The organism is Streptomyces sp. NPDC006711 (genome assembly GCF_042869775.1).
Taxonomy (GTDB): Bacteria; Actinomycetota; Actinomycetes; order Streptomycetales; family Streptomycetaceae; genus Streptomyces.
This window is the reverse complement of record NZ_JBIAGO010000006.1, coordinates 308,345-330,537: the sequence shown is the minus strand read 5'-3', so window position 1 is coordinate 330,537 and position 22,193 is coordinate 308,345. Positions and strand designations below refer to the sequence as shown.

The 22,193-nt window shown below is 72.2% G+C and carries 19 protein-coding genes and 3 pseudogenes; 8 read left to right on the top strand and 14 right to left on the bottom strand.

Features of this window, described 5'->3' with window-relative positions:
* Positions 1-74: 74 nt before the first annotated feature.
* Both ACFYM2_RS16120 and ACFYM2_RS16115 read right to left on the bottom strand, forming a co-directional pair.
* Positions 75-1,625, bottom strand: coding sequence for an acyl-CoA synthetase (locus ACFYM2_RS16120; protein ID WP_388836665.1), 1,551 nt, complete (start codon positions 1,623-1,625; stop codon positions 75-77).
* A complete protein-coding gene (locus ACFYM2_RS16115; RefSeq protein WP_358995892.1) occupies positions 1,622-2,731 on the bottom strand; it encodes a nitronate monooxygenase family protein in 1,110 nt (369 codons plus the stop codon). The genes ACFYM2_RS16120 and ACFYM2_RS16115 overlap by 4 nt, the downstream gene beginning before the upstream one ends.
* Before the next feature lie 232 nt (positions 2,732-2,963).
* On the opposite strand from ACFYM2_RS16115, the gene ACFYM2_RS16110 reads away from it, so the two are divergent.
* The gene (locus tag ACFYM2_RS16110; protein WP_388836662.1) at positions 2,964-4,730 is read left to right on the top strand and encodes a serine hydrolase; all 1,767 of its coding nucleotides are present in this window, start codon (positions 2,964-2,966) and stop codon (positions 4,728-4,730) included.
* 58 nt (positions 4,731-4,788) lie between these two features.
* Here ACFYM2_RS16110 and ACFYM2_RS16105 read toward each other — a convergent pair whose 3' ends face one another.
* Both ACFYM2_RS16105 and ACFYM2_RS16100 read right to left on the bottom strand, forming a co-directional pair.
* Complete coding sequence (locus tag ACFYM2_RS16105) at positions 4,789-6,354, bottom strand: NAD(P)/FAD-dependent oxidoreductase (RefSeq protein WP_358995887.1); 1,566 nt, start codon at positions 6,352-6,354, stop codon at positions 4,789-4,791.
* Between the two features lie 55 nt (positions 6,355-6,409).
* The gene (locus tag ACFYM2_RS16100) at positions 6,410-7,285 is read right to left on the bottom strand and encodes an oxygenase MpaB family protein (protein ID WP_388836659.1); all 876 of its coding nucleotides are present in this window, start codon (positions 7,283-7,285) and stop codon (positions 6,410-6,412) included.
* A 271-nt stretch (positions 7,286-7,556) separates the two neighbouring features.
* Between ACFYM2_RS16100 and ACFYM2_RS16095 the strand changes: the two genes are divergently transcribed.
* Together ACFYM2_RS16095 and ACFYM2_RS16090 are read left to right on the top strand one after the other, a co-directional pair.
* The gene (locus tag ACFYM2_RS16095; protein WP_388836656.1) at positions 7,557-8,699 is read left to right on the top strand and encodes a hypothetical protein; all 1,143 of its coding nucleotides are present in this window, start codon (positions 7,557-7,559) and stop codon (positions 8,697-8,699) included.
* Positions 8,700-8,854: 155 nt separating this feature from the next.
* Positions 8,855-8,980, top strand: a pseudogene (locus tag ACFYM2_RS16090) (SAM-dependent methyltransferase); the annotation flags it as partial.
* 414 nt (positions 8,981-9,394) lie between these two features.
* On the opposite strand, the gene ACFYM2_RS16085 reads toward ACFYM2_RS16090, so the two are convergent.
* From ACFYM2_RS16085 to ACFYM2_RS16075, 3 genes are read right to left on the bottom strand one after another with little or no spacing between them, the layout of a single operon-like run.
* Positions 9,395-9,913 (bottom strand): hypothetical protein, encoded by a 519-nt coding sequence (locus ACFYM2_RS16085; protein WP_358995878.1) that lies wholly within the window; start codon positions 9,911-9,913, stop codon positions 9,395-9,397.
* Positions 9,910-11,343 carry a hypothetical protein gene (locus ACFYM2_RS16080; protein ID WP_388836653.1) on the bottom strand — a complete coding sequence of 478 codons (1,434 nt, stop codon included), beginning with the start codon at positions 11,341-11,343 and terminating at the stop codon, positions 9,910-9,912. The genes ACFYM2_RS16085 and ACFYM2_RS16080 overlap by 4 nt, the downstream gene beginning before the upstream one ends.
* Before the next feature lie 13 nt (positions 11,344-11,356).
* On the bottom strand, positions 11,357-11,827 hold the full coding sequence (locus ACFYM2_RS16075) for a hypothetical protein (RefSeq protein ID WP_388836650.1): 471 nt from the start codon (positions 11,825-11,827) through the stop codon (positions 11,357-11,359).
* Positions 11,828-12,025: 198 nt separating this feature from the next.
* On the opposite strand from ACFYM2_RS16075, the gene ACFYM2_RS16070 reads away from it, so the two are divergent.
* Positions 12,026-12,181 carry a hypothetical protein gene (locus tag ACFYM2_RS16070; protein ID WP_388836753.1) on the top strand — a complete coding sequence of 52 codons (156 nt, stop codon included), beginning with the start codon at positions 12,026-12,028 and terminating at the stop codon, positions 12,179-12,181.
* Here ACFYM2_RS16070 and ACFYM2_RS16065 read toward each other — a convergent pair.
* A pseudogene (locus ACFYM2_RS16065) lies at positions 12,137-12,641 on the bottom strand (glycoside hydrolase family 48 protein); the annotation flags it as partial. The gene ACFYM2_RS16070 and the pseudogene ACFYM2_RS16065 sit on opposite strands and share 45 nt — an antisense overlap.
* A 6-nt stretch (positions 12,642-12,647) precedes the next feature.
* On the opposite strand from ACFYM2_RS16065, the pseudogene ACFYM2_RS16060 reads away from it, so the two are divergent.
* Positions 12,648-12,931, top strand: a pseudogene (locus ACFYM2_RS16060) (MMPL family transporter); the annotation flags it as partial.
* Positions 12,932-13,115: 184 nt separating this feature from the next.
* Here the strand turns inward: ACFYM2_RS16060 and ACFYM2_RS16055 are convergent.
* On the bottom strand, positions 13,116-14,306 hold the full coding sequence (locus tag ACFYM2_RS16055; protein WP_350228959.1) for an acyl-CoA dehydrogenase family protein: 1,191 nt from the start codon (positions 14,304-14,306) through the stop codon (positions 13,116-13,118).
* Between the two features lie 376 nt (positions 14,307-14,682).
* Here ACFYM2_RS16055 and ACFYM2_RS16050 point away from each other — a divergent pair, with 376 nt between their 5' ends.
* Together ACFYM2_RS16050 and ACFYM2_RS16045 are read left to right on the top strand one after the other, a co-directional pair.
* Positions 14,683-15,102, top strand: coding sequence for a CBS domain-containing protein (locus ACFYM2_RS16050; RefSeq protein ID WP_388836647.1), 420 nt, complete (start codon positions 14,683-14,685; stop codon positions 15,100-15,102).
* 157 nt (positions 15,103-15,259) lie between these two features.
* The gene (locus ACFYM2_RS16045; RefSeq protein ID WP_350228961.1) at positions 15,260-15,460 is read left to right on the top strand and encodes a hypothetical protein; all 201 of its coding nucleotides are present in this window, start codon (positions 15,260-15,262) and stop codon (positions 15,458-15,460) included.
* A 219-nt stretch (positions 15,461-15,679) separates the two neighbouring features.
* Here ACFYM2_RS16045 and ACFYM2_RS16040 read toward each other — a convergent pair whose 3' ends face one another.
* Positions 15,680-16,549: a carboxymuconolactone decarboxylase family protein gene (locus tag ACFYM2_RS16040; protein ID WP_358995865.1), complete on the bottom strand. Its 870-nt coding sequence runs from the start codon at positions 16,547-16,549 to the stop codon at positions 15,680-15,682.
* 29 nt (positions 16,550-16,578) lie between these two features.
* On the bottom strand, positions 16,579-17,325 hold the full coding sequence (locus ACFYM2_RS16035) for an AraC family transcriptional regulator (protein WP_388836644.1): 747 nt from the start codon (positions 17,323-17,325) through the stop codon (positions 16,579-16,581).
* A gap of 132 nt (positions 17,326-17,457) precedes the next feature.
* Here ACFYM2_RS16035 and ACFYM2_RS16030 point away from each other — a divergent pair, with 132 nt between their 5' ends.
* Positions 17,458-18,633 carry an MFS transporter gene (locus tag ACFYM2_RS16030; protein ID WP_388836741.1) on the top strand — a complete coding sequence of 392 codons (1,176 nt, stop codon included), beginning with the start codon at positions 17,458-17,460 and terminating at the stop codon, positions 18,631-18,633.
* A gap of 5 nt (positions 18,634-18,638) precedes the next feature.
* On the opposite strand, the gene ACFYM2_RS16025 is transcribed toward ACFYM2_RS16030, so the two are convergent.
* From ACFYM2_RS16025 to ACFYM2_RS16015, 3 genes are all read right to left on the bottom strand, one after another.
* The gene (locus tag ACFYM2_RS16025; RefSeq protein ID WP_388836641.1) at positions 18,639-20,207 is read right to left on the bottom strand and encodes a bifunctional phosphatase PAP2/diacylglycerol kinase family protein; all 1,569 of its coding nucleotides are present in this window, start codon (positions 20,205-20,207) and stop codon (positions 18,639-18,641) included.
* 362 nt (positions 20,208-20,569) lie between these two features.
* On the bottom strand, positions 20,570-21,052 hold the full coding sequence (locus tag ACFYM2_RS16020) for a GNAT family N-acetyltransferase (RefSeq protein ID WP_388836639.1): 483 nt from the start codon (positions 21,050-21,052) through the stop codon (positions 20,570-20,572).
* Between the two features lie 28 nt (positions 21,053-21,080).
* On the bottom strand, positions 21,081-22,079 hold the full coding sequence (locus ACFYM2_RS16015) for a zinc-binding alcohol dehydrogenase family protein (protein WP_388836636.1): 999 nt from the start codon (positions 22,077-22,079) through the stop codon (positions 21,081-21,083).
* Between the last annotated feature and the right edge of the window lie 114 nt (positions 22,080-22,193).

The window sequence follows — 22,193 nt, the reverse complement described above, 5'->3', positions numbered from 1 at the left end:
TCCCGCCCGGCGCTGCGTCATTCAACTCGACGGCGGCCCGGTGCGCCAGCGTTGACGGGGCGGTGTCCGGCGCGTCACATGGCGCGCCGGTGGCCCTCCCAGTACGGCTCGCGCAGCCGCCGTTTGTAGAGCTTGCCGTTGGGGTCGCGCGGCATCGCGCCGATGAAGTCGACCGACTTGGGCCGCTTGTACGCGGCGAGGCGGCCCTCGCAGTGGTCCAGTATCCGCGCGGCCAGCTCCTCCCCCGCCTGGAAACCCTCGGCCGCTTCGACCACGGCCTTGACCTCCTCGCCCCAGTCGACGTGCGGGATGCCGAAGACGGCGGCGTCCGCGACGGCGGGGTGGGTCAGGAGCGCGGCCTCGATCTCGGCGGGGTAGATGTTGACGCCGCCCGAGATGATCATGTCGATCTTGCGGTCGCGCAGGAAGAGGTAGCCGTCCTCGTCGAGGTAGCCGAGGTCGCCGACGGTGAAGAAGTCGCCGATGCGGTTCTTCCTGGTCTTGCTCTCGTCCTTGTGGTAGCTGAAACCACCGGTGGACATCTTCATGTAGACCGTGCCGAGCTCCCCCGCCGGCAGCCGCTCCCCGTCGTCGTCGAAGACCGCCAACTCACTGATGGGCCAGGCCTTTCCGACGGTGCCGGGCTTCTTCAGCCAGTCCTCGGCGGTGGCGAAGGCGCCGCCGCCCTCGCTGGCCGCGTAGTACTCCTCGACGCAGCTCCCCCACCAGTCGATCATGGCGCGTTTGACGTGGTCGGGGCAGGGCGCGGCGCCGTGGATGGCGTGCCGCAGGGAGGAGACGTCGTAGCGCGCCCGCACCTCCTCCGGCAGCGACAGCAGCCGGTGGAACTGGGTGGGCACCATGTGGGTGTGCGTGCAGGCCTGTTCGTCGATGAGGCGCAGCATGTCGGTGGGCGTCCACTTGTCCATGAGGACGACGCGGTGCCCGATGTGCAGCGAGGCGCCCGCGAACTGGAGGACCGCCGTGTGGTAGAGCGGCGAGCACACCAGGTGGACGTTGTCGTCGAACGGCGTGATGCCGAAGATGGCGAGGAAGCCGCCGAGGTGGGTCTCCTCGGGGAGCTTGCCGGGCAGCGGGCGCCGGATGCCGCGCGGGCGTCCTGTGGTGCCGGAGGTGTAGTTCATGACCCAGCCGAGGGTGCGGTCGTCGGGCGCCGACTCGGGTTGCCCGGACAGGAGTTGGGCGTACGGGGCGAAGCCCGCGATGGCGCCGACGGCGTAGCGGTGCGAAGCGGGCAGCTTCGCCTCGTCGGCGGCCGAGGTGGCCGCGTCGGCGAACCGCTCGTGGGCGATGAGCACCTTGGCTCCGGAGTCGGAGACGATCCAGGCGATCTCGGGCCCGACGAGGTGGTGGTTGACCGGCACCAGGTAGAACCCCGCCTGGGACGCGGCGAGGTAGGCCGTGAAGAACTCGACGCCGTTGGGCAGTACGACGGCGAAGGCGTCGCCGCGCCGGAGCCCGGCGGCCCTGAGGCCGTGGACGAGCTGGTTGACGGCGCCGTGCAGCCGGCCCGCGCTCCACTCCTCGCCGTCCGGCGCGATCAGGACCCGGCGGTCGGGTTCGGCCTCGGCCTGGGCCCAGAAACCGTTGGGGGGCTGGTTCATCGGGCGTCCCTCCCTGCGATGCGGTTGATGCGGTCGACGGCGCGTTCGAAGCCCCGCGTCAGGTCGTCGAAGGTGTCCTGGACGCTGCGTTCGCTGGTCATCCGTCCGACGATCTGGCCGACCGGGGTGCCGAGCAGCGGCTCGGCCTCGTACTTCTGGATGCGGGAGACGGCCTCGGCGACCAGGAGGCCCTGGAGCGGCATGGGCAGGGTGCCGGGTCCCGCCGGATCGTCCCAGGCGTCGGTCCAGGCGGTGCGCAGCTGGCGGGCGGGCTTGCCGGTCAGCGCGCGCGAGCGCACGGTGTCGCCCGAGCCGGCGTCGAGGAGCTTGCGGGTCAGGGCCCGCGAGTGCAGATCGGCCTCGGTGGTGGTCAGCCAGAGCGAGCCGAGCCAGACGCCCTGGGCGCCGAGCGCGAGTCCGGCGGCGATCTGCTCGCCGCTGCCGATGCCGCCCGCCGCCAGGACCGGCAACGGGCCCACCGCGTCGACGACTTCGGGGACCAGGACCATGGTGGCGATCTCCCCGGTGTGGCCGCCCGCCTCGTACCCCTGGGCGACGACAATGTCGATGCCCGCGTCGGCGTGGTGGCGGGCGTGCCGGGCGCTGCCGGCGAGCGCGGCGATGGGCACGCCCTGATCGTGGGCGCGCCGGACGACGTCGGCGGGCGGTGAGCCGAGCGCGTTGGCGAGGAGCTTGATCGGATACCCGAAGGCCACGTCGAGCTGGGAGCGGGCGACCTGTTCCATCCAGCCGGTGATGCGCCAGCCGGAGACGTCGCCCTCGGCGAGCTCGGGCACGCCGTGCTTGGCCAGGGTCTCCCGGACGAACTGCCGGTGCCGCTCGGGGATCATGGCCTCGACCTCGGCCTCACCGACCCCTTCGACCTTCTTGGCCGGCATCACCACGTCGAGGCCGTAGGGCAGCCCGTCGGTGTGCTCCTGCATCCAGTCGAGGTCGCGCGCGAGGTCGTCGGGCGCGGTGTAGCGGACCGCGCCGAGCACACCGAGACCGCCGGCCCGGGTGATGGCCGCGGCCACCGCGGGGAACGGCGTGAAGCCGAAGACGGCGTGCTCGATGCCCAGTGTCCTGCTCAGCTCCGTCTGCATGGGGCGCAGGATGCCGCAGCGGGGGCGACGAGGGAAGACATTTTCTGATGCTGCGTCAGTTTCTTGGCGCCGCCCCTGTGCGAACATGCCCCCCTCCACGACATGCCGCGCCGGGCCGCGCCCCGCCAGGCATCGCCGCGTCATTGACACGGGTGGAGCCGGGGCAGAAGGTTTCCGTTGTCCGAGTGATCACGGAAGAAGTCCTCAGCGCGCCGGAAAGGGCCGTGTGCCGATGGCCGATGACGTACGGGGCTTCAGCAGACGGCGGGTCGCCCGCGCGGCCATGGGGCTTGGAGGTGCGCTGATGGTCGGCTCGTCACCGGGGGCAGCGGGGGCCGGGCAGCGTGCGCGGACCCTGCGGCGCGGGAGCGCCGAGCAGGCCGGGCTGCTGCCCGAGCACCTGGACCGCCTGGTGAAGGAGGCCCGGGCCTTCCTCGGCCCCTCCCCCGGCCATCCGTGGTACGCGGGCGCCGTCCTGCTCGCGGGGCGCGGCGCCACGGTCGCGCTGCACGAGGCGATCGGCGACGCCGTGCGCTATGCGGCGTACGACGAGAAGAGCGACGGCGCGGTGGAGCTCCCGCCCGGGCAGGTGATCGCGGCGGCCGAGGACACGGTGTACGACCTCGCCTCGCTCTCCAAACTGTTCACCTCGCTGCTCGCCGTCCAGCAGATCGAGCGCGGCGCGCTGCGTCTTGAGCGGACGGTCGCCTCGTACCTGCCCGAGTTCGGCGCGGCGGGCAAACAGGGCGTCACGGTGCGGCAGTTGCTCACGCACACCTCGGGGCTGCGGCCCTGGATCCCGCTGTACGAGGCGCCCACCCGCGAGGAGAAGCTGAAGCTCATCTGGCACGAGGCGCCCGCGCGTCCGCCCGGCAGCGCCTATCTCTACTCCGACCTCAACCTGATCTCCCTCCAGCTGGTCCTGGAGGCGATCACGGGACGCACGCTCGACGTGCTGCTCCACGACGAGATCACCGCTCCGCTCGGGATGCGCCGCACGCGCTACAACCCACCCGCGTCCTGGAAGCCCGAAATCGCCGCGACCGAGGACGCCCGCAGGCCGTGGTCGGGGCTCGACCGGGGCCTGGTGTGGGGCGAGGCGCACGACGAGAACGCGTACTGCCTCGGTGGTGTCGCCGGCCACGCCGGTGTCTTCTCCTGCGCCTGGGACCTGGCCGTTCTGGCCCGTACGCTCCTGAACGGCGGCACCTACGGCCGGACCCGGATCCTCGAACCCGCCTTTGTGGACCTGCTCTTCACCGACTTCAACACGGCCTTCCCCGGCCATGAGCACGGCCTGGGCTTCGAGCTGTACCAGCACTGGTACATGGGCGCGCTCGCCACGCCGCGCAGCTCGGGGCACACCGGGTTCACCGGCACCAGCATCGTCCTCGACCCGAGCACCGACACGTTCCTGGTCGTGTTGTCCAACTCCGTTCACCCGGTGCGCACTTGGCGCTCGGGGTCCGCGCCCCGGGTGGCGGCGGGCGACGCGCTGGCGCGGGCCGTCGCGGTGCGTCCCGCGCACGGCGGGACGGCGTGGTTCGGGGGGATGGCACGCGCCACGAGCGCCACGCTGACCCTGCCCGAGCTGCCCGCCCCGGCCGGCCGGGCCCGGTTCGAGTGCTCGCTGTGGTGGGACACCGAGCCGGGGGTGGGCGTTCTCGCCCTGGAGGCGTCGCGGGACGCGGGAGCCACGTGGCAGCCCGTCCCGTTCACGGCCGCGCGCCCCGGTGGCGGGCCCGTGGAGCACCCGTCCGGGTCGGTGACGGGGTGGTCGGGGCGGGTCTGGCACCGGGTGGCGGCGGACCTGGCGGCGTGGCACGGCCGGCCGGCCCGGCTGCGCCTGCGGTACACCACGGGACCCCGGTACGTGGGGCGCGGGGTGTACGCGGACGGCCTGCGGGTCAGCCACGACGGCCGGGCGGTGTTCGACGAGTCCCGGCCGGGCGACGCCGCGCGGATCGCGGCAGCGGGCTGGACGAGGTCCGCCAACTAGACGTGCCCTGAACAGAGTTGACGGACCGTTAGTTGGCGCACACGGGGGGCGCAGCACGTCAGTGGCCCAGCACCGCCATCGCCGCGTTGTGGCCCGGGATGCCGCTCACGCCACCGCCGCGCACGGCGCCCGCCCCGCACAGCATGACGTTGGCGTGGCCCGTCTCCACGCCCCAGCGGCCGGTCGATCCGTCGCCGTAGGGGAAGGCGAGGGCGCGATGGAAGATGTTGCCGCCGGGCAGCCGCAGATCGCGCTCCAGGTCGAGCGGGGTCTTCGCCTCGATACAGGGGCGGCCCCGCGCGTCCAGGGCCAGACAGTCGGCGAGCGGTTCGTCCAGGTGGGTCTCCAGTTGGGCGAGCGTCGCGGCGAGGAGCAGTTCGCGTGTCTTGTCGTTGTCGTCGGCGAAGAGCCGGGCGGGGGTGTGGAGCCCGAAGAGGGTGAGGGTCTGATAGCCACGGGCCGCGAGGTCCGGACCGAGGATCGAGGGGTCGCTCAGGGAGTGGCAGTAGATCTCCGAGGGCGGGACGGTGGGCAGTTCACCGCGCGCGGCTTCGGCGTACGCGGTCGCCAACTGGCCGTATCCCTCGGCGATATGGAAGGTGCCGGCGAAGGCCTCGCGCGGGTCGACGGCGGTGTCCCGCAGCCGTGGCAGGCGCGTGAGCAGCATGTTGACCTTCAGCTGCGCGCCCTCGGCGGGTTCGGGTGCCACATCGCCGAGGAGTTGTGCCAGGGCGTGCGGGGAAGCGTTGACCAGGACGTGGCGGGCGGCGACCGTGCCGGACGCCTCACCCGTGGCGTAGTCGACCTCGGCCTCGGCGCCATCGGTGTGGATCGCGCTCACCTCGTGCCCGGTGACGATCTCGGCTCCGGCCGCCCGCGCGGCCGCGGCGAGCGCGTCGGTGAGCGCGCCCATGCCGCCCACCGGCACGTCCCAGTCGCCGGTGCCGCCGCCGATCACGTGGTAGAGGAGACAGCGGTTCTGGGCGAGCGAGGGGTCGTGGGCGTCGGCGAAGGTGCCGATCAGGGCGTCCGTGAGCACGACACCCCGTACGAGGTCGTCGGCGAAGTGGTCCTCCACCGCGACGCCGATGGGCTCCTCGAACAGCATCCGCCACGCCCTGTCGTCCCCGATCCGCTCCCGCAGCGCGCTCGCGGTCGGCAGCGGCTCGGTCAGGGTGGGGAAGACCCGCTCGGCGACCCGGCGCGTCAAGTCGTAGAAGGACTGCCAGGCCGCGAACTCGGCGTCGGATCCGGTGAGTTGACGGAAAGAGGCGGCGGTGCGCGCGTGACCTCCGCCGACCAGGAGGCCGCCGGGGCGCCCGTCGCGAAGGGCCGGGGTGTAGGAGGACACCGTCCGCTTGCGGACCGCGAAGTCGAGTCCCAGATCCTCAACGATCTTGTGCGGCAGCAGTGAGACCAGATAGGAGTAGCGCGAGAGGCGCGCGTCCATGCCGTCGAAGGGGCGGGTGGAGACGGCCGCGCCGCCGGTGCGGCCGAGGCGTTCGAGGACCAGGACGGACCGTCCGGCGCGGGCCAGATACGCGGCGGCGACCAGACCGTTGTGCCCGCCTCCCACGATGACGGCGTCGTACAGGTCACGGGTGAACGCGGTGTGTGCGGTCATGCCCCTTGCTAACACGGGACGATCCGGCGCGGAACCCGTCCCGCGCACGGCACGGTCAGGGCCCCTCGGCCGCGGCCGCGCGTGCGCGCAGCTCGCTCGGCGCCGGGCGGGCCCCGGGGCCGAGCCGGGCGACCGCCTTGAGGATGTGGCGGGGCGGCAGCTGCCAGCGCACCGTGGCGGGGACACGGCGCAGCGTCGTGCCCATGCGGACGAGACGGCGGTCCACGGCCTGGGCGGCGGGAGCGGGGCGGCCGTAGAGCTCATGGGCGTAGGCGGGAAGTGAGGCGTAGGCGAGGGTGGCCACGCGCCGCCACACCAGCGCGCGCGCCGGGACCAGGGGCGCGGGTGTGGGCGGGCGCCGCAGGAAGTCGTCCACGACCCGGGCGTCGTCGGTGACCGCGAGCTCGGGCCGCACGGAGTCGAAGTAGGCGGCGAGCTCGGCGACGCTTCCCGGCACACCGGCCTCGTCCAGGCCCACCAGGCGGGCGGCCACGCGGTGCTCCTGGACGTAGCGGTCGGCCTGGGCGTCGCTCAGCCACAGGCCCGAGCGCCGGGTCACGGCGAGATAGCTGTCCACCTCGGCGCAGTGCACCCACAGCAGCAGCGCGGGATCGTCTGTCCCGTACTGCTCGCCGGTCACCGGGTCGTCGGCCTTGAGCAGGGCGTGGATGCGGCGGACCCGGGCGCCGGCCCGGTCGGCCTCGTCCTTGGTGCCGTAGGTGAGCGTCCCGACGAAGTCGGCGGTCCGCAGGAGCCGGCCCCAGGCGTCCTCGCGGAAGTCGGAGTTCTGCATGACACCGCGCACCGCGCGCGGGTGCAGCGCCTGGAGGTACAGCGCCCTGATGCCCGCGATCCACATCATGGGGTCGCTGTGCACCTGCCACGTGACCGACCGGGGGCCGAAATGGCCCGGGTCGCCGTCGTCCGCCATGGGGCACCTCCGGTGGGATGGGGTCCTTGAGCCAGTGTGACCAAGCTCTTCAGCTGGCACCAGGCCCCGTTCGTGACCTGCGCTCATGCCGACTAACCTCAGCGGCAGAAGGTTCGGAATCGGCAGGATGGTTCACCGGCGCCGGGCCGGGCAGCCGCGGCTTCTTCCCTACCGAGCCTCAGATGATTGAGGCGGATACGGCACCGCGCTGACCGCTGAGACGTTGCCTTCGGGGCGAGTGTGAGCTCTTTTCAGTCTCACGCTGGGGGTGGTGAAGGGCAAAGATGACCTTCACCACTTCAAACCCAGCCGTGTCCTGCGGCCAACCGACAAGCAGACCGTGGAGCGGGCCTTTGGCGCCATCCGGTCGCCGCTGTTCGCGAAACCGCTTGGCTACCAGGGAGTGGACACAGCCGGCCGCGGCACGGATCCAGAGGCGGACGCCTGCCTGACGGTGGCGCAGATGAAGCACCTCATCGCCACCTGGATCGTGAAAATCTGGCAAAACCGCCGCCTCGGTTCTTACGCCCCGAGCTGGGACCCGAGCGGCGACCACAGCCACAACAGCCTCTTCGCCTCATCGATGCAGCAGGGCGGCTTCGCGCTACGGATCCCGTCCCCCGAGCTGTATTACCAGCTCCTGCCGCAGCACCGGGTCATGATCCACGGCAAGCACGGCGTGAAGATCAGAAACCTCTGGTACGACGGCGAGGCCCTGGAGCCATACCCCGGCGAGTTGTCCCGGCGCGGCGGCCAGGCAAGGAACACGTACGTCATCCACCGCGACCCGCGCGATCCGTGCTTCGTGTTCTTCCAGGACCCGCGCACCCATGACTGGCGCACGCTGCGTTGGACGGGCATGCCCGATGAGGACGAGGTGCCGGCCTTCAGCGAGGCGCGGGTACGCGACGCCATGCGGGAGCTGCGCCGCTGGGGGCTCGCACCCAAGGACGAGACCGAACTGCCGCTCATCCTGCTGGAGTTGATCGGGAAGAATGTCCCCGTCGACCAGTGGCCGACCCGGCTGTCGAAGAAGGAACGCATCGAACACCCCCGTGAGGTGGCACAGGCGGCCGCCGGGCAGCCGACCGTCCTTCAAGCGCCACGGTCACGAGGAAGGCCCGGCAGGCGGCGGCACCGGCGGTCGCTGCCGTTCCGTCGGCACCCGCCCCGGCACCGACGGGGGCAAGGTTGTCCCGCTGCGCTGGAAGAAGCGCGCTCAGCAGGGCGAGGACCCGGTGAACGCCGGAGGCGCCGGGAGGCCGCCGTACCCGAGCAGCCGCCCGCGCCGCAGAGCCTGTCCGAGCGACTGCGTGCCTCTAGCCTGCTGGCGCTGCCCGACTCCGACACCGACGTGGACGACGAGGAACGCGATATGCCGGCCCCCACCGCCGAGGAAGAGGCTGATCAGTGAGCCCTGAGCGCAGCAATCCGTCGTTCCTGCCCGGCCCGCCGGTGGACCGCACCACGTGGGGGGGCTGACAGCGCTGGTGCCAAACCCGCGAGGACTTCGTTCCCGCCCCGGTGCTCACCGCCGAGGAGTACGCCCTCACGTCACCGCGCCGCGTGATGCCGCCCGGTGACCCGCGCGTCGAGGGGTTCGCCGAGCGGCTGGCGGCCCTTCCCGACCAGGACCGCCGCCGCCCCGACCCCCGGTTTCGTGTGCGCTCATTCAGGAAGCCGACGGCCGCCTGAAGTCCATCGCCCGTCCGGTCATCCGGGTCTCCCCGCCGTTCACCGAGGACGCCTGCTCCCAGCGGGCTCCGGCGGGGAGACTCCCGGTCCCACGAACCGGACGCGCACGCCCCGTTCCTGCGTCCCGGCACGGATACCGAGGCCGCGGCACCGGCCCGAGCTGCGCGAACGCACTCCCCGCACCGCCCGGAACCGGCCGAGAAGTACGGGCACCTCCCGTGCGGGAGGCGGCTACTGACAGGCGACCCCGCCCGTTCTCCCCGGGAGGTGCGTCACGTGAAGCACCCGCGCCCCCACCGCAGACGCCGTCGCGGCGAGCCGGTACGAGGGTCAACCCGGCCACGATCACCCGTACCGATCAGCCCGCGGGCAGGTCTGGCCGAGGCTGCCTTCCCGAGTCGCGGGAGGGCAGCCTCAGTCGACGCCCCTGAGATACACCTGACTGTGCTGCGCGTCGAGCGGATGCAGCGCCACGGCCAGCGAGTTCAGTTCGCCTTGGCAGGGCGAGCAGACGGGCCCTTCCGTGACATCGGCCAAGCCCTCCGGCTCGCTCAGACCGAGGTGGGCGAAGGGAGTCGTCGGCTTGACGTCCTTCGCCGAAGGAAGAGGGCTCGCCCGATGCGACAAGGGGCTGGCGGGGGCCAGTTTCCCGACGAACGCCTTGGTGTCCGGCGTGGGCAGGGTGAACGCGAGCAGCAGTCCGTCGTCCTGGAAACCCTTCTGGTAGGCCGCTCTCAGGTCGGTGGCCTGCGCCGGGATCGTGACGTGCAGTCGCCCGGCGACCTCGTGCGGTGTCATCCCCTTGACCCAGTACGGAATCCGCTGCCCGCCCGGGGAGCCGTCACGCACGGACGCGTCCGGCGACGACGAACAGGCGGCCAGGGCGCAGACCAGCGCCCCGGCGCACAAAACACCGACGGACTTCCGTCTCACCGGGCGTCTCCGTCGCGTCCGAGGTCGGTCCGCGTACCGTCCCGGCCCGGGTCGGCCGGGGCAGGCAGGGGACCGGGGTCGTCGTTCCCCAGGTCGTAGTGCTGCACCGTGCCACTGCCTCTCATGTCGAACTCCTTGGCGAGTCCCGTCCTGTGCAGACGGGCCATGTCCGCGTCGGTCATGGTCGTCGGCCCGATCTGGGTGGACTTTCCAGGGTCCCAGTTGTACCGGTCCCAGACGTTGACCCGGTAGTCGAGACCGATCTTGGGTTTGCCGTCGTCCCCCGGCACCACCGTGACCACGCCCGTCGTGTTGGTGTTCGCGCTGCCGACGGCCAGAAACCAGTTCCGGTCCGAGTGCGTGTATCCGATGCCGTTCGACTCCACCGGGATCGACACCGGCTTCCCGCCGGACTTACGGAAGGCCTCCAGTGCCTCTTTGCGCCATTCTTCCTGGTTGTCCTGGACGCCCTGCTCTGTCACGAGTCGGAGCTGCGCGTCGTCCTGCAGCATCCGGTCCACGTCGAGGTCCAGTGTGGTGCCCATGCCCCGGAGGTAGTGGTCCATGTTGCGGGCGGCGTCGGTGTTGCCGATGACGTCGCCCCCGGCCGCCATGGCCTTGGCCTCGGCGAGGACCCAGTAGTCGTGGGCGGAGGGGTCCTCGACGTCGTAGGGGCCGGAGCCGTCGTCGGGCGCCACCTGCTTCACCTGAACCCCGAGGATACCCGCCGAGATCAGATCGTCCTTGTGCTGCGACCACAGTTCGGCTCGTGCCTCCGGGCTCAGAGACTGCCACAGGCGGCGCAGCTCCCCCCTCTGCTCGGCGTTGGCCTCGTCGCCGAGCTCGGCGAGTTTGGTGGCCCGCGGCACCATGTCCTCGTCCAGGGAGGTGTAGGTGGCATGACCCGCGTTGAACGGATCGTCACCGTGGCTCTTCTGGAGGGCCCGCACGACGGCGGCATCGATCTCCGAGGCGTGCCGCACGACATCGGCGAGGGTGTCGGCGTACCACTGCATCAGGTCCTTCGCCTTCTGCCCCTCCTCCTTCCCGCCCACGGTGCACATGGCCGGCATCACCTTCACCGAGCCGTGGTCCCCGTCGACCACCAGGAATCCGGCCTTCTGTGCCTCCGCGTCCAGGTCCTTCGCGTTCCGCTGGAGTCCCGCGAGTTCCGTATGCGCGTCCGCGAGCACGCTCCAGATACTCTTGGCCTCGCTGTGCAGGTCGATGCACTCGTTGGCCGTCTTGTCCACGAACTCACGGGACACCGACGCGTTGAGGCCGGCCCACCGGGCGCTGTCGGCCTTCGCCTTCAGCCCGTCCTGGGCGTCCTTGGCCAGCGCATCGAGGTGTTTCACCGCCTGTTCCCAGGTGGCCACGGCGGAGCCGAGCTTGCCCAGATCCACTTCGAGCAGATCACGGTAGTTCACTGGTCCGGCCTCCTCACTTGAAGTAGCTGCTCAGCACGGACACCGAAACGGCGGAGCCGTCCCGGTTCCGTACCTCGGCACCGATCGTCTCGTCGTCGCGCGCGTGGAGCTTCTGCGAGTAGTCCAGGTGATTCGAGATGTGCGCGAACGCCTGCAGGACCGCCTTGACCTGAGAGGTCCACACGGTCACGGTCGTCTCCAGCCCCGACCCCATGTCGAAGTGATGACTCTTCAGCGCCGCCGCGGCCTGCATCGTCGTTCCGGCGCCGCTCTGGTCGGCTCCGGCCCCTGCGATGTCGACCTGGTCGTGCAGGCGTGCGTGGAGCTGGAATGCCTCGTGCCCCACGGCACCGAGGTCGTCCTGATGAACGACGAGATCCGCGTCCCCGCCACCTCCGGAACCCGGCTGACTGTTCAACTGCGTGCTCGTGTCCTGTTTTTCGGCAGCTCGGCTCTTCAGCTGCTCCCATTCATCCCAGGCCATGCGTCACACGCTCCCCCGCTGCGAAGCCCCGGCACAATTCATGATCAGTTTACGCGAAAGGGGGCGCGCGTCCCGTACGGCACGCCCCCTCTTTCGTCAGGCGGCCGTGCAGGCACCGGTCGTCGGCGGGGTCGTATCGCCGCCACCGCCTCCGTCCCCGCCGCGCCCGTCCAACCCCGCTGGTGGGCATCGTCGTTGATGCGGGTCCAGGTCGTGCCCTGGTCGGTCGACCGGAAGATGCCGCGTACGCCGCCCGTCCTGACGCTGGTGCAGAGGGTCTGGTACGACGCCCCGCTCTCCGCCTTGCCGAAGCCGATGGTGTCGGCCTGCTCGACGCCCGCCGGCTGGACGTAGCTCGCCCCGCCGTCCGTTGCCGATCTTCTTGAAGTACTTGTCGTACATCGCATACCGCAGGTAGTCGCCCATCTTCACCGCCTTGGCGACCATGGCGGACACCTCACTGCCCTTGCCCTGCGCCTTCGCCCACACGTCCGCCCAGTACGCGGCCTGCACCGCACGCGCATCCGCGTCCGGGGCGTCCGTGTACTTCCACTGCTTGGCGTAGGAGGAGTCGCCGGTAACCGTGGGTGCCGCCGTACTTGAAGGCGTCGCAGGTCGGCTGCGGGACGGTCTCCCAGACCGACTCCTGCGGGCCGCGCTGGAAGGTGTTGATGTACGACGGTCCGGTCACCGTCGGCCCCGCCTCACACTTGCCGGGCCCGTTGCCGCAGCCGTAGACGTTGTCCACGTCCTGGAGCCAGTGCGTACCGTACACAGGCGGTTCGCTGGCCGCGGCCTGACTGCCGCTGCTGACCACGCTTACGCGCTGTTCGTTGTCTCCCGCTCCCGAGAGGAACGCGGCGTGGCCACACGCCGCAGGAGGCGGCTAGGCGGGGCGGCACCGCCGGTTCGTCGGTCGTCTTCGCCGGACTGACCGGGGTGATCGCGCTTGCCGGTCTGTTGGTGGTCGGGATTCCGACGTTGACGAAGATGGGGCTCGCCGCGGCCGGCGCGGTGGTGATCGCCGTCGTGGCCGCACTCACCCTGGTACCGGCGTGCCTCGGGTTCTGGCCGAACGCGGTGCTGGCGCGCCGGACACGCAAGGCCTTGAAGCGGGACGCGTAGGCCGACCCGCGCGAGGAGAGCGCCGCTGCGGTATCCAGCGAGGCTCCGAAGTCCGGACGCGACAACCTGGGCGTCCGCTGGGCCCGCTTCGTCCTGCACCGGGTTGGCTCGTGTGCCAACTAGCCTCGGTAGGTGCCAACTACAGGCAGCGGTCGCAACCAGGCTAGCGGCGCACCCGGGGCATCCCCAGGCCGATCCAGGCGATGATTTCGCGCTGGATCTCGTTGTTGCCGCCGCCGAAGGTGAAGATGACGGCGGAGCGGTAGCCGCGTTCGAGTTCGCCGTGCAGGACCGCGCCCGCCGAGCCCTCCTTCAGCGGTCCCGCCGCCGCCAGGACCTCCATCAGGCTCGCGTAGGCGTCCCGGCGCGCCTCGGATCCGTACACCTTGACGGCGGAGGCGTCCTGGGGGGTGAGGGTGCCTTCCTGGACGGCGTTGACCATCTGCCAGTTGAGCAGTTTCATCGCCTCCAGGCGGGTGTGGGTGCGGGCGAGGTTCCTGCGGACCCAGCCGAGGTCGAGGACGCGGCGGCCGTCGGCGAGCGGGACGCCGGCGGCCCAGCGCTGGACGTCGTGGAGCGCGCGGATCGCCGTGGTGCCGTGGGCGGCCAGGGTGACCCGCTCGTGGTTGAGCTGGTTGGTGATCAGGCGCCAGCCCTTGTTCTCCTCGCCGACCCGGTGCGCGGCCGGGACCTTGATGTCCTCGTAGTAGCTGGCCGTGGTGTCGTGCGAGGCCAGCGTGTTGATCAGGGTGCAGCTGTAGCCGGGGTCGGAGGTCGGCACGAGGAGCATGGTGATGCCCTTGTGCGCGGGGGCGTCCGGATCGGTGCGCACGGCGAGCCAGACCCAGTCGGCGGTGTCGCCGTTGGTGGTCCAGATCTTCTGCCCGTTCACGGTGTAGGTGCCGTCGGCCTCGCCGCCTTCGCGCACCGCGCGCGTCTTGAGCGCCGCGAGGTCGGTGCCCGCGTCCGGCTCGCTGTAGCCGATGGCGAAGTCGATCTCGCCGGAGAGGATCCTCGGCAGGAAGTACGCCTTCTGCTCGTCCGTGCCGAACCGCATGAGCGTGGGGCCCACGGTGTTGAGGGCCATCAGGGGCAGCGGGACCCCGGCCTGGGCCGCTTCGTCGAAGAAGATGAACTGTTCCATCGGGCTGAGCCCCCGGCCGCCGTACTCCGTGGGCCACCCCACGCCGAGCCAGCCGTCCTCGCCGAGCCGGCGCACGGTCGCGCGGTAGAACCGCTTCTGCGCGGCCGGGTCCGCGTACCTGGCGTAGACGTTGTCCGGCACGAGCCCGGCGAAGTAGGTCCGCAGCTCGGTACGCAGCTTCTGCTGCTCAGGCGTGTATGCGAGGTGCACGGCCCCTCCAGGACGGTCGCGGTACGGCGGCGCACACAGTAGAACGTGTTCCAAGAATCTGGAAGGGGAGGGGGCGCCCCAGGTGCCAACGGGCCGCAGGGGGCAGTCACTTGCAGGCATCCGGGACTCGTCGGCGCGGGGCGTCACCCGGACGGCGCCGAGCGGTCGCCGGGGGCCGTGGGGGCGGTGAGCATGGCCGGTGGTGCGGAGTGCGGGGTGCGCGCCGTTTGGTGCGGGGTGCGCGCCGGTGGTGCGGGGTGCGCGCCCGTACCGCTACAGCGCGCCCGTCCCGTCCGTGTCCGCACCCCCGCCGCACCCCGCCGCGCCCCGCCGCACCCCGTCGCATCCCCGCCGCACCCGTGAACCGGAGGCCCCCGTGACCACTGCCCGCGACCTGATGACCGCCGGCGTCCGCTGCGTCCCGGCCTCCGAGACCCTGGACCGCGCCGCCCAGTTGATGCGCGACCACGAGGTCGGCGCGCTGCCGGTGAAAGGCAGTGACGGCACCCTGACCGGCATCGTGACCGACCGGGACATCGTCGTGAAGGCGCTCGCCTCCGGGAAGGACGCCTCGAAGATCACCGCGGGCGAGCTGGCCGGGGGCGGCGTGCACACGGTGGACGCGGGCGCCGAGGCCGCGCTCGCGGTGAGGGCGATGAGCGAGGCGCGGATCCGGCGGATCGTGGTCGTCGAGGACGGTCTGCCGGTCGGCATGATCACCGAGGCGGACCTGGCCCGCAAGCTCACGGCGGAGGCCTTCGCCACGTTCGCCGGGCGGGTGTACGCGGTTCGCTGAAACGCGCTCCGCACATGGTTCGAGCCACCCGTACGCGACCGGCCACGGCCCCGAGCAAGGGCGCCGCGCGGCGGTGGCCCTGGGGCGTGTGGGCCGGATGCGGTCCGGGTAGGCGGGGGCCAGAATGGTGCATTACTGGACGAACGTAGGAGGCGGCATGAACGACCGGTCCGATTCCAGCTCGCAGCCCGATTCCGTGACCCCCGACGCGCTGCTGCACACGGGAGCCGGGGGCGAGGTCACCGCAGAGGACCTGGTGCTCGCATCCGGACGGGACATCAACCCGGAGAACCTGGCCTGGGCGGAGCGCAAGCTGGCCGCCGAGGGCCCCGCCGCCCTGGACAAACTGCTTCCCTGAAACACGCCGCTTCCCTGAAAGGACACACCCGGGGGAAGACCTGACCGGCGCGGGCGCCGACTCGAGCGGGCGCCGACTCGACGGTCGCGCCCCCAACGGACCCGGCGCCAACGGACCCGGCGCCAACGGAGCCAGCCCGAGTGGACCCGGCCCGGCCGGCCCGAAGCCGGGTCCACGGCCCCGGCGCTCGTCCGGGGTGACGCGTCGCCGCCCGCGCGGTCAGTTCGCCGCGCGCTCCTCGAAGACCTCTCGGGCGACGGCGACGGCGTTGAGCGCCGCGGGAAAGCCCGCGTAGCCCGCCATCTGCGTGATGACCTCGACGACCTCCTCGCGGGTGCCGCCCACGTTGAGCAGCCCGTGCACGTGGATCCGCAGCTGCGGGGCGGCCGTACCGAGCGCCGTGCACATGGCGACGCTGGCCAGTTCGCGCTCCTTCAGGCCGAGCCCGGGGCGCGCGTAGACGTCCCCGAAGGCGAACTCGATGATGTAGCGCGTCAGATCGGGCGCGATGTCCCGCATCGACGCGACGACCTGGTCCCCGGCGTGCCCGTCCACCTCGGCCAGCTTGGCCAGACCGCGCTCGTAGCGGTCGCCGGGCTCCGGCGCGGTGTCGACGGGGGCGGCCGTGACGTCGGGCCTGCTCTCGAAGACCTCGCGGGCGGCGGCGACGCCGTTCAGGGCGGCGGGGAAGCCCGCGTACACGGCGGTGTGGATGAGCAGTTCCACCACCTCGGCCGGGCTGACCCCGACGTTGAGCGCGCCGTCGATGTGGAAGCGCAGCTGGGGCGCGGCGTTGCCCATCGCGGCGAGCGCGCCGACCGTGATGATCTGCCGCTGGCGCAGCGTGAGGCCGGGCCGGGACAGGATGTCGCCGTATCCGAAGGCGACGGTCATGTGGCCGAGGTCGGGCGCGATGTCGGCCAGGCTGTCCAGGACCGCAGGCCGCTCCCGCCCGCCCACGGTACGCAGCAGGGCGAGCCCGCGCTCGAACCGCTCGTCGGTCGTCTCGTCGCCCCGTACGGCGGCAGTGGCGGTCTCCGGGGCGTTCTGCGTGTTCTGCGTGTTCTGCGTGTTCTGGGCACTGTTCATGCTCCAGACGCTACGAGTTGGAGCACGCTCTAGCGCAAACGCCCGTGCGCGCCGGGTGTGTGGCCGAACGCCCGGCGGAATACGTCGATGAACGCGCTGGTGGAGGACCAGCCGCACCGGTGGGCCACGGTGGTCACCGGAGTGTCGTCGGCGAGCAGCCGCAGCGCGTGGTAGAGCCGCAGCTGGGTGCGCCACTGGGGGAACGTCATGCCGAGATCGGCGCGGAAGAGGCGGCTGAGGGTGCGTTCGCTCGCGCCCGCGTCCGCGCCGAGTTCCGCGAGCCCGCGCCGGTCGGCCGGGTCGGCCCACAGCGCCGCGCAGACCGCGGCCAGGCGGGGGTCGCTGGGCGCGGGCAGATGGACGGGCCACCGGGGCGCGGCGCGCACCTGGTCGAGCAGGACCGCGCGCAGCCGCTCCCCCTCGGGCCCCCGCTCTCGCGGGGCGCGGGTATGGGCGAGCAGCAGCTCGCGCAGGAGTGGTCCGACCGTCACGACGGTGGGGGCGTCGAGGCCCAGCGGGTCTTCGTGGGCCGCGATCCCCATCAGGTGCAGTTCCAGCCGGCCGTGGGCCCGGTGGGCGTGCACGGTGCCGGCCGGCACCCAGATGGCGCGCGTCGCGGGGGCGACCCAGGTCCCGGCGTCCGTGGTGACCGCGAGCACGCCTCGGCTCGCGTAGACGATCTGATGGTCGTCGTGCCGGTGCGCGTCGATGCTGTCGCCGGCGGCCATCGGCTGTGCGCGGGTGGGCGCCACGGGGGTGTGGCGGATATTCGGCATCGCCTGGCATTTTATCGGAAGCGCGACAGGTGCGGCGCTGGCGATGATCGGGCCGTGGCGAAGAAACAGGGTGATCAGCAGTGCGGGGAGCGGTCGACGCGGGGGCGGGGCGGCGGGTTGTGGCGAAGACCGGTGTTCCTGCTTGCGGTGGGGCACGCGTGCGTCGATGTGTACCAGGGCTCCGTGGCGGCGCTCGTGCCGTTCTTCGTGGCGGAGCGGGCCTATTCCTACGCGGCCGCCTCCGGTGTCGTGCTGGCGGCTTCTTTGCTGTCCTCCGTCGTCCAGCCGCTGTTCGGGGCGCTCGCCGACCGGTGGGCGATGCCGTGGCTGCTTGCGGTCAGCACGGCGCTCGCCGGGACCGGCATCGCCCTGAGCGCGACCGGGGGCACCTATGCGATGACCCTGGCGATGGTCGCCGTGTCCGGGGTGGGGGTGGCCGCTTACCATCCCGAGTCCGCCCGGGTGGCCCGGGCGGCGAGCGCCGGGAGCCACACGGCGATGGGCTGGTTCTCGCTCGGCGGCAACCTGGGTTTCGCGGCCGCGCCGCTGCTGGTCGGCGTGGTGGTGGGGGCGGGCGGGCTCGGGGCCGCGCCGCTGCTCGCGGTGCCGGCCGCGCTCGGCAGCGTGCTGTGTGTGCTCACGCTGCGGGCGACCCGGCTGCCCGGGCGGGGCACGGCGCGTGACCCGGGCGGCGCCGCGCGGGACGACTGGGCCTCGTTCCTGAGGCTGTCGTTGGTCGTCGTGTGCCGTTCGCTGGTGTTCGTGGGCCTGAGCGCGTTCGTCGCGCTGTACGCCCGTGAGCGGGTCGGCGGCGGTGAAGTGGCGGGCTCCGCCGCCCTGTTCGTGCTGTACGCGGGTGGCGCCGTCGGCACGGTCGTGGGTGGTCGGCTCGCGGCGCGCTGGGACCGGGTGCGGGTGGTGGCCCGGTCGTACGCGGTCGCGGCGCCGTCCGTCGCCGGGGTGGTGTTCGTCCCGGGCCCGGCTTTCTATCTGTTCGTCGCGCTGACCTCGGCCGCGCTGTATGTGCCGTTCTCGCTCCAGGTGACGCTGGGTCAGGACTATCTGTCCACCAGGATCGGGACGGCGAGCGGGGTCACGCTCGGCCTGACGGTGAGCGTGGGCGGCGTGGCCGGTCCGCTGATCGGGGCCGCCGCCGACGCCACGTCGCTGCGGACCGCCCTCGCCCCGCTGGTCGTCTTCCCCTTGCTGGCCTGGCTGACCGCGCGCACCTTGCCCGAGCCCGCGCCGCCCGAGCGTGAGGACGTGGCCGCCGGCGCCCCGGCCGCGCTGGCCGGGCGAGAGCGATGAAGGGCTCAGCGGGCCTGTCGGGCCCTGATGGCGGTGGCGCCGGCGGCGATGGCGGCCGTCGCGGTGCGGGCCCGCTGGGCGAACTCGTCCTGGGCCTCCGCGGGGCTGTAGACGGTGAGGGCGCGGTCCCGCTTGTCCAGGACCAGGGCGTCGGGCGCGGACGCCGTCTCCCCGTCGTACGCGAGGGAGTCGACGCCTTCGAGCCCGGTCAGACGCAGCGACCGTACGCGTTCGGCCTGGTAGACGTGGGAGCGCCGCAGGGCGCCGGCCAGCGCGGAGACGGCCAGGCGCAGACGGGCCAGGGGCGCTTCGGCGTCGACGGTGCGCAGGTCGAGCAGGCCTTCGTCCAGGCGCGGCCGGTAGGTGGGGGCGAGTCCGTCGGGCTGGTAGTGGCCGTTGCCCGCGAACAGCAGCCACAGCTTCCGGGGCCTGCCGTCCAGGCGCACGTGCACGGGTGTGGCGGTGCGCAGCACGCGCACGAGCGCGATGGCGGCGGCGGGCCACTTGCCGATCCGGCCTTCGAGGCCTTCGCGGATCCGGACCAGATCGGGGTAGAAGCCGATGCTGAAGGTGTTGAGGAACGCCGCCACGTCACGTTCCCCCTCGTCGCGTACGCGGGCCAGGTCGACCCGGATCGCCTCGCCGTGTTCGAGGGCGTGCGCCGTGTCCTCGAAGGCGGCGACGCCCGCGTCGAGGGCGAAGTGGTTGAGCGTGCCGCCGGGGAAGACCGCGAGCGCGAGCCCGGCCCGCGCGGCGCGTGCGGAGGCCGCGTTCACGGTCCCGTCGCCGCCGCACACCCCGAGCACTTTGGTCAGTCGGCCGGCCCGGGCGACGGCGTCGTCGAGGAGTGCGCCCAGGTCGTCCTGCGGACCGAGCACAACGATCTCGGCTTCGGGGAGCAGCAGCCTCAGGTGGTCCCGCGCGGGCAGCCGGCCCGGAACCCCTTTGCCTGACCCGCTGTTGACGACCACCACGAGACCCCGGCCACGCGGCAGCGTGGGTGCGTCGGCGCGGGTGTGCAGCGGGTGCACGGGCCGAGGCCTCGGCGGCCACCAGTAGCAGGTGATGGCGGCGGCGCCCACGCCGAGGACACAGCCGGCCAGCACGTCACCCGGGTAGTGGACGCCGACGTAGACACGTGAGAAGGCCACGGCCGCGGCGACCGGGGCGACGAGCGCGCCGTACCGGGTGGACTCCAGGGCCACGCCGGCCGCGAAGGCGGCGGCCGACGCGGAGTGGCCCGAGGGGAAGGAGGAGGTGTGCGGCGCCTTCGCGAGGCGGCGCACCAGCGGGACGGCGTCCACCACCGGGCGCCCGCGCCGGGTGGCGTACTTGGCGACGGTGTTGGTGGTGAGCGAGGCCAGCGCGAGGGCGCCCGCTCCGCGCCGCGCGGCCCTGCGGGCCGTGGGGCCCCCGGCGGCGGCGAGCACCGCCGCCGTCGCGAACCACAGCCCGCCGTGGTTGGCGGCGCGGCTCAGTCGGGGCAGCACCCGGTCCGCGCCGGCCAGGCGCGCGGTGGCCACCCGCTCGAACCAGCGGCGGTCGATCGTCCCCATCCGTGCCATCGGTGCCATGCTCCCTGCCTAGCGGGAGCGGCGCCCGTCCGCCCGCCGGGTTCGCCCGTACGGACGCCCGCTCAGCGGGGCCGGCCGCGCTTGAGGGCGGCCGGCGTCACCCGGGTCATGGGCAAGCCGCGGGCGGCGAGGGGAGAGCGAAGACCCGGATCGCGGCTCCGAGGACGACGACGGGTTGGGTGGCGACGACCAGGCGTCGGGCCAGGCCGCCGCGCTGAACTTCATCGTGGCGGTACCGCCACAGGGCGCCCGGCCGGCCACCCCATTGAACAGCGGCTTCGTCGGCGTAAATCGCCGGACTCGGCGCACCGAAGACGCTCAGAACCCCTTTCCGTACTGCCCCTGATCGGTTCCATCAGGGGTCAGCCGGCGGGGGGTGTCGTGATCAGGTCCATGCCCGGGTAGCGCCCGGTGACGAAGCCCGCAGCTTCGTAGATCGGCTTTCCGGCCTCGCTGGCGTGCAGTTGGATGTAGTGGATGCCGGCTTCCTGGAGCCAGTCGACCAGTTCGTCCACGATGCGGCGTGCGTGGCCGCGGCCGCGGGCCGGGGTGTCGGTGACGATGCCGTCCAGGTAGCCGCGGCGCCCGTCGGGCCACCGAGAACCGGGCAGATGGTAGGTGACCCAGGCCATGCCGCAGGCGAGGAGAGGTTCGCCGGGGTCACCGCCGACGACGAGGCAGACGCAGTCGTCGCGGCGGTTGACGCGCTCGTCGAACCAGTCGCGGGCGATCAGCCGCCATGGTGTGTCAACCGGTCCGGGGTCGGTGCCCAGGCTCTCCAGGGCGACGGCGCGCAGCCGGATCAGTTCCGGTATGTCGGCTGTGGATGCCTTGCGAGGCCGCATGTCGTGGCTCCTCTTGTCTCGGCCCGGTTCAGCGGGCCATGGTGAGCAGGACGCGGCCGAAGGGCCGGTCCTCGATCAGATGGCGCTGCGCTTCGGCCGCCTGGTCCAGAGGGAACACGCGGGCGACGGCGGGGGTGATGCGGCCCGCTCGCAGCCATTGCAGCAGGGTCACGCGGGCGGCGCGGGCGACGTCCGGCGGAGTCATCGTGAACGTGTAGCCGTAGGCGGTGGCGTTCTTCCAGATCAGGTCGGTGATGTTCACCGTGCCTTCGGTGCCGCCCGAGTATCCGACGCCGATGTAGACACCGCCGTGTGCGAGGGAGGCGATGCAGGGACCGAGCAGCGGACCGGCGACGCCGTCAACCACGACGTCCACGCCCCGGCCGTCGGTGATGCGCGCGACGCCGTCGGTCAGGGACTCGCGGGACAGGTCGATGACGTGCTCGTGGCCGGCGGCACGGGCGGCTTCGGCTTTGTCGGTGCGGCTCGCGGTGGAAATGGTCAGGGATGCGCCCAGTTCGCGGGCCACCTCCACGGCGCCCATGCCGACGGAGCCACCGATGCCTGGCGCCAGGACCGTGCCGCCGTCCTTCAGCCCGCCAAGCCGGGTCAGGACGAGGTAGGCAGTGCTGTATCCGGCACCGGCGAAGAGCGCGCAGGCGGCCTCGTCGCTCACCCCGTCGGGGATGGGTATCAACTGATGGGCGTCCGCGGTCAGTTGCTCGCGCCAGGTGCCGTCGGTGTGCCAGCCGAGCCCCCCGCCGCCGACCACGACGCGGGCTCCGTCCGGCAGACCGGTCGCCCCGGAGTCGGTGATCTCGCCCACCGCGCCGCCGCCGGGTACGTGGGGCGGCGCCCGGTGCAGGGAGGGGTCCATCCGGCCTGCCCTCAGGGTGTTGTCGGCCGGACTCACGTCGGCATAGGTGAGCCTGACCGACGCACGGCCCCCGGTGGCCGGTTCTGCTGGACGGTCCACGAGCCGCAGTTCCTCGTATCCGCCGTGGCGCCGATACTCGATCGCCCGCATGGCGTTCCCCCTCCGTACGTCCGGTCACGGGCCGTCCGACGGCCCGTGATGATCCAAGTAAATGAAACAGGTTCTGTTACAACTGCGGGTACGGGTGGACTCGGCCGGCCCCGC